This window comes from Pseudomonas sp. BCRC 81390 (genome assembly GCF_030341915.1).
Classification (GTDB): Bacteria; Pseudomonadota; Gammaproteobacteria; order Pseudomonadales; family Pseudomonadaceae; genus Aquipseudomonas.
The window spans coordinates 55,656-68,929 of record NZ_JATAAG010000005.1 but is presented as its reverse complement, the minus strand read 5'-3'; the positions used below and the strand labels follow the sequence as shown (position 1 = coordinate 68,929).

Below are 13,274 nucleotides of genomic sequence, written 5' to 3'. Positions count from 1 at the left end.
GCAACACAAGGCCGCTCCTTCAAAGGGTATCAGTAGAGGTTGGGCTCCATCTCCAGTTCGACGCCGAAGCGCTCCAGGATATCGGCCTGGATCCGCCGCGCCAGCGCATGCATCTGCGCCCCGCTCGCCTGGCCATGGTTGACCAGCACCAGCGACTGCAGGCAATGCACCCCGGAATCGCCCTCGCGATAGCCCTTCCAGCCGGCCTGCTCGATCAGCCAGCCAGCTGCCAGCTTGACCTGCCCGTCGGCCTGGGGATAAGCCACCACACCGGGGTACTGGGCACGAATACGCTCCACCTGCGCCGCCGCTACCACCGGGTTCTTGAAGAAGCTCCCGGCATTGCCCAGCTCTGCCGGGTCTGGCAGTTTCTCGCGGCGAATGCTGCAGATCGTCTCGCTGATCGCCTGCGCGGTCGGCTCGGTCACGCCCTGCTCGACCAGGCGCTGACGCACCGGGCCGTAGTCCAGGCGGGCGTGCAAGGTGCGGCTCAAGGCAAAACGCACACGCAGGATCAACCAGCGCCCAGGGTTGCGCTTGAACAGGCTGTCGCGATACCCGAACGCACATTCCGCCAGACCGAAGTCACGCAGCGCGCCGGTCTCGCGGTCCAGGGCGGTCAGGCCGACAAACACGTCCTTGATTTCCACGCCGTAGGCGCCGACGTTCTGCATCGGCGCGGCGCCAACCGTGCCAGGGATCAGGCTGAGGTTCTCCAGCCCGCAATAACCCTGCGCCAGGGTCCATTGCACGAACGGGTGCCAGGGCTCACCGGCCTCGGCCTCGACCACGATGCGTTCGCCATCGTCACTGAGCACGCGCCGGCCACGACTGGCCATGTGCAATACCCAGGCGTCGATATCCCTGGTCAGCAACAGATTGCTGCCGCCACCAATCACCAGCAGCGGCAAGCCGTGCTGCTGCGCCTGGCTCAATGCCTGGCGCACTTCCTGGTCGTCATGGGCCGGGCTGAAATAGCGCGCCTTCACGTCGATGCCAAAGGTGTTGTAAGGCTTGAGCGATACCTGCTCCTGCCACTGCAGTGTCATAGCCGCCCCTTGATTTCCAGCACCAGCGCCTGGCACGCCGCCTCGACCAGGTCGAGCACCTGCTCGAAGCCGTCGGCGCCGCCATAGTACGGGTCAGGCACTTCATCCAGCGCAGCGCCATAGCGGCGCAGGAACAGGTCAAGCTCGCCGGTTGCGGTGTGCGGGCGCAGGGCGCGCAGATGGCTGAGGTTGCTCTCGTCCATGGCCAGGATCAGGTCATACTCGGCAAAATGCGCCGCCTTGACTTGCTGGGCGCGCTGCTGCGAAAGGTCATACCCGCGCGCGAGCGCCGCCTTGCAGGTACGGCTGTCGGGTGCCTTGCCGACATGCCACTCAGCCGTGCCGGCGGAAGCCACCTGCACCTTCTCGGCAAGCCCGGCAGCCTGCAATTGATGGCGCAGCACGGCTTCGGCCGTGGGCGAACGGCAGATGTTGCCGAGGCAGACGAACAGAACGCGCATCAGGCCTCCAGCAAGCGCCGTACGCGCTCCAGGTCTTCCGGGGTATCCACGCCCACGGCAGGCGCCTCGATGGCGTCCTCGACATGAATGCGCACGCCGTGCCACAGGGCCCGCAGCTGCTCCAGCGATTCAGCCTGCTCGAGCCAGCACGGCCCCCAGCTGACGAAGTCCTGCAGGAAACCGACACGGTAGGCGTACATGCCGATGTGACGGCGGTAAGGCACGCTCGCCGGCAGCTGGTCACGGTCGCTGGCGAACGCATCACGTGCCCAGGGCAGCGGTGCGCGGCTGAAGGTCAGGGCCAGGCCGTGCTTGTCACTGACCACCTTGACCGCATTGGGGTTGAACACGGTTTCCGGCTCATGGATCGGCTCGGCCAGGGTAGCGATGCCAGCCTGCGGGTGCGCGGCCAGGTTGGCTGCCACCTGATCGATGATTACCGGTGGGATCAGCGGCTCGTCGCCCTGCACGTTGACCACGATGGCATCGGCCGGCAGGCCCAGGCGCGCGGCCACCTCGGCCAGGCGGTCGGTACCCGATTCGTGGTCGGCACGGGTCAGCAGCACCTCGGCGCCAAAGGCCTGGCAGGCCTCGACGATGCTGGCATCGTCAGTGGCAATGACCACACGGCCGGCGCTGCTCTTGCGCGCCTGTTCCCACACATGCTGGACCATCGGCTTGCCGGCGATCGGCAGCAGCGGCTTGCCCGGCAGACGCGTGGAGCGCAGGCGGGCGGGAATCACCACGGTGAAGTTCAGGCTCATTTGTCCAGACGCTCGTCGTCGGTCAGGGTGCGTGCCTCGCTTTCCAGCATGACCGGAATGCCGTCGCGGATCGGGTAGGCCAGGCCGGCACCCTTGCTGATCAGCTCGGTCTTGTCGGCACTGAGCTTGAGCGGGCCCTTGGTGATCGGGCAGGCCAGGATATCGAGCAGTTTGGTGTCCATTGGAGGTTTCCTTTAGGCCAGGTGGCCGAAAATTGAAAACGGGCTCAGGGCTTGCGCAGCAAGCGTTGCAACTGGTTGTCGAACCAGGCGCTGAAAGCCGCCGTAGGCTGTGCCTCGACGCCCAGGTACCACCAGTCGTCGGCGGCGAAGGCCCGGCATTTCACCGCGTCCTTCTCGGTCATGACCAGTGGTAACGGCGGGGCGAAGGCGAGGCTTTCGGCACTGAACCGCGCATGGTCGGCAAAGGGATGCGGCACCGGCTGCCAGTTTAGCCCCAGCAGGGTATTGAAGAAACGTTGCGGGTTGCCGATGCCGGCCACCGCATGCAGGCGCTGGCCTGCGGGGAAATGGTCGAGCCCGCGGCGTTCGCCAGTGCGCAAGTTGACCAGGGCGGACGGTTGCAGGCAGAAGCCAAAGCCGTCGGCGCGGTCTTCGCGACTACCGTTGAACAGCACCGCATCTGCGTCACGCAGGCGCTCCGCCGGCTCGCGCAACGGCCCCGCCGGCAGGCAGCGGCCGTTGCCCAGGCCGCGGGCGGCGTCGATCAAAACCAGTTCGAGGTCGCGCGCCAGGCGATAGTGCTGCATGCCGTCGTCGCACAGGATCAGGTCGAGGTGTTCGCTGGCCAGCAATGCCTGTACCGCGCGGGAACGGTCGGGGTCGATCATCAGCGGCACGCCGCTGCGCTGCACGATCAGCAACGGTTCGTCGCCGGCCTGCTCGGCAAGCTGGTCGGCCTGCACGCGCCATGGCAGCTGCGGCGGCTTGGCGCCATAGCCACGGCTGACCACGCCGACCTTGAGGCCCTGCCGGCGGCAGTGCTCGATCAGCCAGAGGATCATCGGCGTCTTGCCGGTACCGCCCACGGTGATGTTGCCGACCACGATGACTGGCACCGGGGCCCGGTAGCTGGCGCTTTCGCCACGCACGAAACGCGCCCGCTTGCGGATGACCACGCGACGGTACAGTGCCTCCAGCGGGCGCAGCAGCGCCAGGGCCGGGTGCCCGGCGTACCAGGCCGCGAGCAAGCGATCGGTGAAGGCCATCAGGGCGTGCCCGGAGCCGCCTCGACCGTGGTCATGCGCAACTGGCTGAAGCCGAGCTTGCCGGCGGCATCCATCGCGGTGACTACAGCCTGGTGCGGGGTCTTGCCATCGGCGCTGATGGCCAGCGGCAGCTTGTTGTCGCCGCCTGATTCACGCTCGATCGCTTCGCTCAGGGTGGCCAGGTCGCTCTTGGGCAACAGATGGTTGTTCACCGAGTACACGCCGTCGGCGCTGATGGTGATTTCCACCAGCTTGCCCTGCTCGGCCGGCGTCGGCTCGGCGCTGGTAGCTTCGGGCAGCTCGACGCGCAGCTGGGTCTCGCGGGTAAAGGTCGTGGTAACCACGAAGAACAGCAGCAGCACGAACACCACGTCGATCAGCGACGCCAGGTTGATGTCGACGTTCTCCCGCTGGCGATTGCGCCGGAACTTCACGCCTTGCCTCCGGCCACTTCCACTTCACGGTCGCCCTGCAGCACTTCCACCAGCTTGATCGTTTCCTGTTCCATGCCCACCACCAGCTCATCGATGCGGCGCAGCAGGAAGCGATGGAAGAACACCGCCGGGATACCGACCATCAGGCCGGCCGCGGTGGTGACCAGGGCCTTGGAGATACCGCCCGCCAGCACTGCCGCGTTGGCCGTCATCTGCGAGCCGATAAAGGCGCTGAAGATGTCGATCATGCCCAGCACGGTGCCCAGCAGGCCCAGCAGCGGGGCCATGGCGGCAATGGTGCCGAGGGTGCTGATGTAGCGCTCCAGCTCGTGGATGACGCGCGAGGCGGCTTCCTCGATGCATTCCTTCATGATTTCGCGGCCATGGCGCGAGTTGGCCAGGCCGGCGGCAAGGATTTCGCCCAATGGCGAATCGGCGCGCAGGGCCTTGAGCTTGTCACTGGTCAGTTGCTTGTCCTTGATCCACATCCAGACCTGGCCCAGCAGGTGTGGCGGGGTGACGCGACTGGCGCGCAGGGTCCACAGGCGCTCGACGACGATAGCCATGGCGGCGATGGAGCTCAGAATGATCGGCAGCATCATCCAACCACCGGACTTGACCAATTCCCACACAGTAAACGCCCCCTCGGAAAAAGGCCGCCACTCTACCATAGGCGCGCCGGGGGCTCATCTGCCGGAGGTCAGGGAATTGTTGGGGCAGAGGAGTATGCCTTGGGTTCGGTATCAGGCGCTGAAAATATAAAGGCAAGCACCTGCAAGCCACTGCACCCTACTGTGCCGAATCCCGCCAAAACCGCCGCTGCCCCCGCACACTTTCAACCTCCCCCTGACGCCCCAACACCAACCGCAACGCCCCCTCCACCGCCGTGTCATGCATCGCCACCCCATGCCGCCGATAACGCTCGACCACCTGCGCATGGGGGTGCCCGAAGCTGTTGTTACGGCCTCGCGAAACCAGTACCCCGCGCGGCGCTGTGGCCCGGATGAAAGCCTCGCTTGAGGAACTCCGGCTGCCATGGTGCGGCGCCTGCAACCAATCGATACGGGGTGTGTCGGTGGCCGCCAACCAGGCCTGCTCGGCAGCGGCTTCCATGTCACCCGCCAGCAGCAGGCGCTCGCCCTGCGCCTCGACCAGCAACACGCAGGATCGGTCGTTGCTGCTCTGCCCGTCAGCCCAGCGCCACAGCGAAAAACGCACGCCATCCCACACCCATTGCTCGCCGCTGCTACAAGGCTGCAACGGGACCTCTTCAAGCGCTTCACCACCGACCGTCCGCCGCACCGGCAAGCCACGTTGTATCGCCGCTGCGCCGCCGGCATGGTCGGCGTGGGCGTGACTGATCAACATCAGGTCAAGGCTACCCACCCCGAGCTTACGCAGGGTAGGCAACACCACCCGTTCGCCCAGGTCGGTTTCGCCCCTGGCCGGACCAGCGTCGTACAGCAGGTTGTGGTGCCGGGTGCGCAACAGCACCGCCAGGCCCTGGCCGACATCCAGTTGCCAGATTTCGACCTGCCCGAACGGTACCGTCGCCCTCGGCACCCACAGTGCCAGCAGCATGACCCCACCCAGGCCACGCAGCGGCACACCTCGGGGCAACAGCAACAGCCAAGTGCCCAGGCAGACCAGCAGCCAGGCCCACAGCGGCAGAGCTGGCGGCTGCCACGCGGAGCGCTGCTGCGCCGCCAGCGCCAGCAGCCGGAACAGCCCGTCCAGCAAGCCGCCCGCCAGCCACAACAGTGCCTCCCCCAACCCACCCAGCGGCAGCAGCAACGTCCCCAGCAACGCCAGCGGCAGCACCGCGATGCTGACCCACGGCACTGCCACAAGGTTGGCCAACGGCGCACTCAGGCTCACCGGCAAGCCGGTGGCCAGCAGCACCGGGAGCAAACCAATGGCAATGACCCATTGGGCGCGCGTCCAGGCCTGCCAGGGGCGCCAGCCGCCCAGCCGCGCGCTGAAGCAATAAACCAGCGTGGCCACGGCCGCGAACGACAGCCAGAAACCAGGCAACAACGCGGCCAACGGTTCAACCAACAACACGGCCACCAGCGCCAGCAGCAACGGCAAGGTCGCGCCAAGTTGACGAAAGCGCAAACGCCAGAGCAGCACCACGGCCAGCATCAGGCAGGCACGCTGCACCGGCACGCCGGCACCGGCCAGCCAGCCGTAGGCCAGCGCCGCGGCCATGGCCAGGCCACACGCCCAGGGCAGCCAGGGCAGCCAGGTCGGCCACAGCCCGTAGCGCGCCAACCCGGCGACAAGGCCATACAGCAAGCCGGCGATCAGGCCGATGTGCTGGCCGGAAATCACCAGCAGGTGCACCGTGCCGGTGGCCTGCAGCGTCTGCCAGTCCTGCCGGGGCAGGCCGGAGCCGTCGCCGAGCACCAGGGCTACCAGCGCTGCCTGGCGGCCATGAGCGTCCACTGCCAGCAGGCGCTGGCGCAGGGTGTCACGCCAGCCACCGACAACCGGTGCCAGCCGTTGCCCGGCCTTGACCGTACCGCTGGCCCCGACCCGCCGCGCCAGCAACCGGGCCTCCGGGTCCGGCCCGTGCGGGTTGAGCAACCCGGTCGGGCGCTGCAAGGTCACCGCCAGCCGCCATTGCTCGCCCGCGCGCAGCGCTGGCCCGTCGAACCAGCTCAATTGCAGGCGCTGCGGCAGTTCGGCCCGCCGCGAGCGGGCCCCTTGCAGCTCGAAGCGCACCCCTTGCGCGGTGCGCGTCGGCAGGCCGACCACGCGGCCCTCCAGCCACAAGGTACGGCCATCCAGCCTGGCTGCCAGGCGATCATCCAGGGCCGCCTGGGCGGAGCCAATGGCCCAGCACAGGCCCAGCAGGAAACAGCCCAGCGGCCACAGGCGGGTAAACAGGCACACACCACCGCCAAGCGCGAGCAGCACCAGCCACCCGACCGACGGCAGCACGGGTAAAAAGCCCAGGCACAACAGCCCGAGCGCGAGCGCAAACATCCCTGTGCGCATGAGGTAGAGCTCCAGAAGCGAAATCACCTTCTGAGGCATAGCCCAATTGCCGGCAGCGCTTGCTCAACAATTGTCACAAACTCTAAACGAGGCTGAACGGGAATCAGGGCATACTGCCCGGATCAACGCTCCGGGAGCCTACATGCCGCGCCGACTGTTCAAACGCTACATGCCGGATCCGACCAGCATTAGGGAACACAAGTCCTTACGCTTTTTCGGCAAGTTGCTGCATGACCCGAACCTTTGGCACCTGAACCGGCACTCGGTAGCGCGGGCCATGGGGGTGGGCCTGTTCGCGGCACTTATTCCCATCCCCATGCAGATGCTGCTGGCAGCCGCGCTGGCGATTCCGGTACGTGGCAACCTGCCGATCGCTGTGAGCCTGGTCTGGCTGACCAACCCCCTGACCATGCCACCGGTGTTCTTCGTCACCTACATGACCGGCGCCTGGCTGATGCAGGTCCCGCCACGCACCCTGCCCGAAGAGCTGACCTTCGCCTGGATCACCGACCAGCTGGCCACGCTGTGGCAGCCGTTCCTGCTGGGCTCGGTGGTATGTGGGGTGGTCCTGGGCATCGCTGCCTACTTCACCACCCTGCTGTACTGGCGCTGGTGGATTGGCCGGCAGTGGCGCCGGCGCAAGCTCCGCTGTTCACGCACGCATGCCGCGGCCGCTGACCAGCAGGCGAACGCACAGCAGGTAGAGCAGCGCAGTGGCGACCAGCATGAAGCTGATCGCCGTGCCAATGCTGATGTCCGACACCCCTAGAATGCCGTAGCGGAACGAGTTGACCATGTGCAGCACCGGGTTGGCCAGCGACACGGTCTGCCAGAACGGCGGCAGCAGGTTGATCGAATAGAACACCCCGCCCAGGTAGGTCAGCGGCGTCAGCACGAAGGTGGGGATGATCGAGATGTCGTCGAAGTTGCGTGCGAACACCGCGTTGACGAAGCCCAGCAGCGAGAAGATGGTCGCCGTCAGCAGCACCACGACCACGGTCACGCCAAGGTGGTGCACCTGCAGATGGGTGAAGAACAGCGACAGGAAGGTCACGATAACGCCTACCGCCAGGCCCCGCAGCACACCGCCCAGCACGTAGCCGACAAGGATGGTGTGCGGCGATACCGGCGATACCATCAGCTCCTCGATAGAGCGCTGGAACTTGCTGCCGAAGAAGCTCGACACCACGTTGCCGTAGGAGTTGGTGATCACCGACATCATGATCAGCCCCGGCACGATGTACTCCATGTAGCTGAAGCCACCCATGTCGCCGATCTGCCGGCCGATCAGGTTACCGAAAATGACGAAGTACAGGACCATGGTGATCGCTGGCGGCAGCAGGGTCTGCGGCCAGATGCGCAGGAAGCGCCGCACTTCGCGGTAGACGATGGTATTCAGGGCGACCCAGTTGGTGCGCAGCTCGACACTCATACCGCCACCTTCGACAGGTTTTTTTCCACCAGGGACACGAACAGCTCCTCGAGTCGGTTGGTCTTGTTACGCAGGCTCTGGACCTCGATGTTCTGCAGCGCCAGCTGGCCGAACAAGGCGGTGATGCCGATGTCCTTGTCCACTTGCACTTCCAGGGTATGCGGGGTCAGCAGGCGGCACGGGTAGCCCTGCAGCGCCGGCGCCGCGGCCAGGTCATGCTTGAGGTCAAGGACGAAGGTTTCGACATGCAGCTTGCCCAGCAACTGGCGCATGCTGGTGTTCTCGACGATGGTGCCGTGGTCGATGATGCCGATGTTGCGGCACAGCTGCTCAGCCTCTTCCAGGTAGTGGGTGGTGAGGATGATGGTGATGCCTTTCTGGTTCAGCTCGGTGAGGAAGCTCCACATCGAGCGGCGCAGCTCGATATCCACGCCGGCGGTGGGCTCGTCGAGAATCAGCAGGCGCGGCTCGTGAATCAGCGCGCGGGCGATCATCAGCCGGCGCTTCATGCCGCCGGACAGCGAACGCGACTGCACGTCGCGCTTGTCCCACAGGCCGAGCTGGGTCAGGTACTGTTCAGCGCGCTCCTTGGCCAGCTTGGGCGGAATGCCATAGTAGCCGGCCTGGGTCACGACGATGTCGAAGGTCTTCTCGAACTGGTTGAAGTTGAACTCCTGCGGCACCACGCCCAGGCAGCGCTTGAGCGCAGCCGGTTCGCGGTCGAGGTCATGGCCGAACACGTTGACCGTACCACTGGTCTTGTTCACCAAGGTCGAGAGTATGCCGATGGTAGTGGACTTGCCGGCGCCGTTGGGGCCGAGCAAGGCGAAGAAGTCGCCTTCGGTGACATCCAGGTCGATGCCCTTGAGGGCCTGGAAGCCGTTGCCGTAGGTCTTGGTCAGCTGTCGGATCGACAGGGCGGAACTCATAGCGGGTCACTTACCAGAGAAAAAGGTGCAGGACACGCCAGGCAAAGTCACTGGCGCAGTGAGTGCGGCCAATGGTGCTTGGCCCGGCCGCACAAGTACAGTCACATGTATTGATAATGACTATCGAAGCATGCGTGGTGTTCGATCAGGTCAGCGCTGTCATCACCGCCGCCTGGTAGGCCGGGCGCGCCTTGAGGCGCTCGTACCAGGCCTGCAGGTGACGCATGGTCGGGCGCTCGATGGGCATCTCGAACCAGGCATAAATGAAGCTGCCCAGCGGAATGTCGCCCATGCCGATGCGCTCGCCGGACAAGTACGGCTGCCTGGCCAGGGTCTCGTCGGCGATGGCCAGCAATGCGGCGCATTGCTTGTGCGCAGCGTTGATCGCCACCCAGTCACGCTGGTCTTCCGGGGTGCGCAGCAGGCCCCAGAACAACGGGCGGAACGGGCCGGCGAAGGACGAGGTGGTCCAGTCCATCCACTTGTCGGCCAGGGCGCGCTGGCGTGGGTCCTGGAGATACCAGCCCTGCTCCGCACCGTACTCGGCGCACAGGTAGCGGACGATGGTATTGGATTCCCACAGGGTCAGGTCACCGTCTTCGAGCATTGGCACCAGGCCGTTGGGGTTGCGGGCCCGGTAATGCGGCTCATTGACCACGCCGAAAGCGCCACCGGCGTCGATGGATTCGAACGCCAGGCCCAGCTCGTGGGCAATCCACAGCGCCTTGCGCACATTGCTCGAATTCTTGCGGCCCCAGATCTTCAGCATGGCAACGTCCTTATGAAATGCGGAGGTGGCACAGTCTACTCCAGACTTCTGTCACCTGTACCGGCCCAATCGCCGGCACAGGACAAGGCGCACTGAAACTCCCGGCGTCCCACCCTTGTCACTGTTCTGACCCTGTCGTCCACAGCGTTGCGTCTAAGCTAACCGGGACGGCTCAAGCCCCTGGTTCCAAGGAGGACCGATTATGTTGCTGTTGTGGTTGGTGGTATTGGTGGTCGGCGCGGCATACCTTACGCACCGGCGCCTGGCGCCCTTGCAGATTCTTGGCATCATGGCCGCCTACGTGCTGCTGATGGGCATTTTCAGCAGTGCCCCCGGCTGGCTGCTGGCCCTGCTGTGGATCGTGCTGGCGCTGAAAATTGCCCTGGTGGCGCTGCCGCAATGGCGCCGCAAGGTCTTCACCGGCCCGGTGTTCAACTGGTTCCAGCGCACCTTGCCGCCAATGTCGCAGACCGAACGCGAAGCGATCGACGCCGGCACCGTGTGGTGGGACGGCGAGCTGTTCAGCGGCCGCCCCGACTGGCGCACCCTGCTCGCCTACCCGGCAGCGCAGTTGACCGAAGAAGAACAGGCCTTCCTCGACGGCCCGACGGAACAACTGTGTGCCATGGTCAGCGACTGGCAGATCGGCCAGGACATGGACCTGCCGCCCGAAGCCTGGGCGCATATCAAGCAGCATGGGTTCTTCGCCCTGATCATCCCCAAGGAATATGGCGGCAAAGGTTTCTCGGCCTACGCCCACTCACAGGTGGCGATGAAACTGGCGACCCGCAGCGGCGACCTGGCGTCCACGGTCATGGTGCCCAATTCCCTCGGCCCGGCCGAACTGCTGCTGCATTACGGGACCGACGAGCAACGCAACCACTACCTGCCGCGCCTGGCCCGCGGCGAGGACATTCCCTGCTTTGCCCTGACCGGCCCGCTGGCCGGCTCCGACGCCGGCGCCATGCCCGACAGCGGCGTGGTCTGCAAGGGCCTGTGGCAGGGTGAAGAAGTACTCGGCCTGCGCCTGAACTGGGAAAAGCGCTACATCACCCTCGGCCCGGTCGCCACCCTGCTGGGCCTGGCGTTCAAGGCCTACGACCCGGACCATCTGCTGGGTGAACAGGAAGAACTGGGCATCAGCCTGGCGCTGATCCCGACCGACACCCCCGGCGTGGACATTGGCAAGCGCCACCTGCCACTGGGCGCCGCCTTCATGAACGGCCCCAACAGCGGCAAGGATGTGTTCGTGCCGCTGAGCTTCCTGATCGGTGGCCAGGCCATGCTCGGCAAGGGCTGGATGATGCTGATGAACTGCCTGTCGGTCGGCCGCTCCATCTCCCTGCCCGCGGTGGGCACCGGCGCGGCCAAGTACACCAGCCTGGTCACCGGCCAATACGCCAACATCCGCGAACAATTCAATGTGCCGCTGGCAGCCTTCGAGGGCATTCAGGAGTCGCTGGCGCGCATCGCTGGCAACGCCTGGCTGATGGACAGCGCGCGCCTGCTGACCGCCAAGGCCGTCGACCTGGGCGAGAAGCCCTCGGTGCTGTCGGCGATCCTCAAGTATCACCTGACCGAGCGCGGTCGCGAATGCATCCAGCACGCCATGGACGTGCACGGCGGCAAGGGCATCATCATGGGCCCCAACAATTACCTGGGGCGCAACTGGCAAGGCGCGCCGATTTTCATCACGGTAGAGGGTGCCAATATCCTCTCGCGCAACCTGATGATCTTTGGCCAGGGGGCCATCCGCTGCCACCCGTTCGTGCTCAGGGAAATGGCCTTGGCCGGGCGCGAGGACCGCGACCAGGCATTGCAGGAATTCGACGACCTGCTGATGCAACACATCATGTTCGCTGCCGGCAATGCGGCCAGCACGCTGGTGCTCAACCTGGGGCTGGGGCGCCTGGAAAGCGTGCCGGGGGACGCCCTGAGCCAAGGCTACTTCCGCGCCCTGAACCGCCAGGCCGCGGCCTTTGCGCTGCTGGCGGACGTGTCGATGATGCTGCTGGGCGGCGCACTCAAGCGCCGCGAGCGCCTGAGCGCACGGCTGGGCGATGTGCTGAGCTACCTGTACCTGTCCAGCGCCGCGCTCAAGCGTTACCACGACCTGGGCGCGCCGGAGCACATGCAGCCGCTGCTGCGCTGGGCCATGGAAGAAAGCCTGGGCCAGGCGGAAAAGGCCCTGGACCGCCTGCTCGACAACTTCCCCAACCGTTTTGTCGGCTGTGCGCTACGGGTACTGGTGTTCCCCTTCGGCCGCCGCCATACCGGGCCGAGCGACGAGCTGGATGCCGAGGTTGCCGCGCTGATCGGCCGCCGCAAAGGCGACCCGGCACTGGAGGAGTTGCTTGCAGGCTGCTTCAGGCCACAGGCCGACGGCGACCCGGTGGCGGCGCTGCAACGCGCCAGCGACTTGCTGGACGAGACCGCCCCGCTGTACAAGGCGCTGCATCAGGCAATCAAGGAAGGCCGAGTGCAACCCGCACCCGGCCAGTCGGCCATCGACGCAGCTGTCGACAGCGCTGTGCTGCAGCCAGGCGAGGGGCAACGCCTGCACGCTGCGGAACAGGCACGCCGCGCTGTGATCGATGTCGATGCCTTCGACAAGGCACAGTTACTGGCGGAACCGGGCAAGGTTCGCTGATCTGCACTTCCGGGAGGGGCTGCTTTGCGGCCCCTTCCCCATCCTGCGTATACTCCGCGCCCGTTTCGACCACACCGAGGACCGCCACCATGGCCAACCCCCATCTGGAATACCACCTGCAACTGCTGAACCACCTGCGCACCATCCTGGTTGCCCTGGGTGAAGCGGACCAGGTACCGGAGGAAAGCCACGCCCTGTTCCTCGAACGCTTCGACGAACTGCTGGCCCTGCTGCCGCAAGACCCGCTGCAAAGCCAGTACCTGGGCCAGGACCTGATCTGCCAGGTGATCCAGCGCTACCCGCAGATCGCCCACCTGGTGCCCCGCGACCTGCTGTGGTTCTTTGCCGGTGACTGCCTGCACTTCATGCCTGACGAAGAACTGGAGCTGTACCAGCAACTGGAAGAACGCCGCTACGAAGCCGAGCAGGCCGGCGAGCCGTTCGACTGGAACCTGGAAAAGCAGCTGCTGGGCGCCCAGCAAGGCCCCGCCAGCACACACTGACCGCAACGCCAGGCTGCGATGAAACATGCGCGGCCTGTTTACCCGCAGCATT

The 13,274-nt window shown here is 65.7% G+C and carries 14 protein-coding genes; 3 read left to right on the top strand and 11 right to left on the bottom strand.

The window, feature by feature from the left end; genetic code table 11:
* Positions 1 to 29: 29 nt before the first annotated feature.
* The 8 genes from murB to QSV36_RS02735 form a co-directional block, all read right to left on the bottom strand.
* Positions 30 to 1,049, bottom strand: coding sequence for a UDP-N-acetylmuramate dehydrogenase (gene murB, locus QSV36_RS02770; protein WP_289129623.1), 1,020 nt, complete (start codon positions 1,047 to 1,049; stop codon positions 30 to 32).
* Positions 1,046 to 1,510, bottom strand: a complete 465-nt coding sequence (locus QSV36_RS02765) for a low molecular weight protein-tyrosine-phosphatase (RefSeq protein WP_289129620.1) — start codon at positions 1,508 to 1,510, stop codon at positions 1,046 to 1,048. The genes murB and QSV36_RS02765 overlap by 4 nt, the downstream gene beginning before the upstream one ends.
* Complete coding sequence (gene kdsB, locus QSV36_RS02760; protein WP_289129618.1) at positions 1,510 to 2,274, bottom strand: 3-deoxy-manno-octulosonate cytidylyltransferase; 765 nt, start codon at positions 2,272 to 2,274, stop codon at positions 1,510 to 1,512. Before kdsB ends, QSV36_RS02765 begins: the two co-directional genes overlap by 1 nt.
* The gene (locus QSV36_RS02755; protein WP_003247142.1) at positions 2,271 to 2,456 is read right to left on the bottom strand and encodes a Trm112 family protein; all 186 of its coding nucleotides are present in this window, start codon (positions 2,454 to 2,456) and stop codon (positions 2,271 to 2,273) included. The genes kdsB and QSV36_RS02755 overlap by 4 nt, the downstream gene beginning before the upstream one ends.
* Positions 2,457 to 2,500: 44 nt before the next feature.
* Positions 2,501 to 3,502, bottom strand: coding sequence for a tetraacyldisaccharide 4'-kinase (gene lpxK / locus QSV36_RS02750; protein WP_289129616.1), 1,002 nt, complete (start codon positions 3,500 to 3,502; stop codon positions 2,501 to 2,503).
* Positions 3,502 to 3,936: a flagellar polar localization protein PocB gene (pocB, locus tag QSV36_RS02745; RefSeq protein WP_225776863.1), complete on the bottom strand. Its 435-nt coding sequence runs from the start codon at positions 3,934 to 3,936 to the stop codon at positions 3,502 to 3,504. The genes lpxK and pocB overlap by 1 nt, the downstream gene beginning before the upstream one ends.
* Positions 3,933 to 4,568, bottom strand: a complete 636-nt coding sequence (gene pocA / locus QSV36_RS02740; RefSeq protein WP_289129614.1) for a flagellar polar localization protein PocA — start codon at positions 4,566 to 4,568, stop codon at positions 3,933 to 3,935. The genes pocB and pocA overlap by 4 nt, the downstream gene beginning before the upstream one ends.
* Positions 4,569 to 4,725: 157 nt before the next feature.
* Positions 4,726 to 6,939, bottom strand: coding sequence for a DNA internalization-related competence protein ComEC/Rec2 (locus QSV36_RS02735; RefSeq protein WP_289129612.1), 2,214 nt, complete (start codon positions 6,937 to 6,939; stop codon positions 4,726 to 4,728).
* A gap of 142 nt (positions 6,940 to 7,081) precedes the next feature.
* Between QSV36_RS02735 and QSV36_RS02730 the strand changes: the two genes are divergently transcribed.
* Positions 7,082 to 7,708, top strand: coding sequence for a DUF2062 domain-containing protein (locus QSV36_RS02730; RefSeq protein WP_289129609.1), 627 nt, complete (start codon positions 7,082 to 7,084; stop codon positions 7,706 to 7,708).
* Here the strand turns inward: QSV36_RS02730 and QSV36_RS02725 are convergent.
* The 3 genes from QSV36_RS02725 to QSV36_RS02715 all read right to left on the bottom strand — a co-directional run bounded on the left by QSV36_RS02725 (position 7,592) and on the right by QSV36_RS02715 (position 10,069).
* Positions 7,592 to 8,371, bottom strand: coding sequence for an ABC transporter permease (locus QSV36_RS02725; RefSeq protein WP_225776860.1), 780 nt, complete (start codon positions 8,369 to 8,371; stop codon positions 7,592 to 7,594). The genes QSV36_RS02730 and QSV36_RS02725 overlap by 117 nt on opposite strands.
* Entirely contained in the window at positions 8,368 to 9,300 is a 933-nt protein-coding gene (locus QSV36_RS02720; RefSeq protein ID WP_289129606.1) for an ABC transporter ATP-binding protein, read from the bottom strand. Before QSV36_RS02720 ends, QSV36_RS02725 begins: the two co-directional genes overlap by 4 nt.
* 145 nt (positions 9,301 to 9,445) lie before the next feature.
* Positions 9,446 to 10,069, bottom strand: a complete 624-nt coding sequence (locus QSV36_RS02715) for a glutathione S-transferase (protein ID WP_289129604.1) — start codon at positions 10,067 to 10,069, stop codon at positions 9,446 to 9,448.
* A gap of 202 nt (positions 10,070 to 10,271) precedes the next feature.
* On the opposite strand from QSV36_RS02715, the gene QSV36_RS02710 reads away from it, so the two are divergent.
* Both QSV36_RS02710 and QSV36_RS02705 read left to right on the top strand, forming a co-directional pair.
* On the top strand, positions 10,272 to 12,719 hold the full coding sequence (locus tag QSV36_RS02710) for an acyl-CoA dehydrogenase (RefSeq protein ID WP_289129602.1): 2,448 nt from the start codon (positions 10,272 to 10,274) through the stop codon (positions 12,717 to 12,719).
* An 89-nt stretch (positions 12,720 to 12,808) separates the two neighbouring features.
* Positions 12,809 to 13,222 (top strand): PA2817 family protein, encoded by a 414-nt coding sequence (locus QSV36_RS02705; RefSeq protein ID WP_289129601.1) that lies wholly within the window; start codon positions 12,809 to 12,811, stop codon positions 13,220 to 13,222.
* Positions 13,223 to 13,274: the final 52 nt, after the last annotated feature.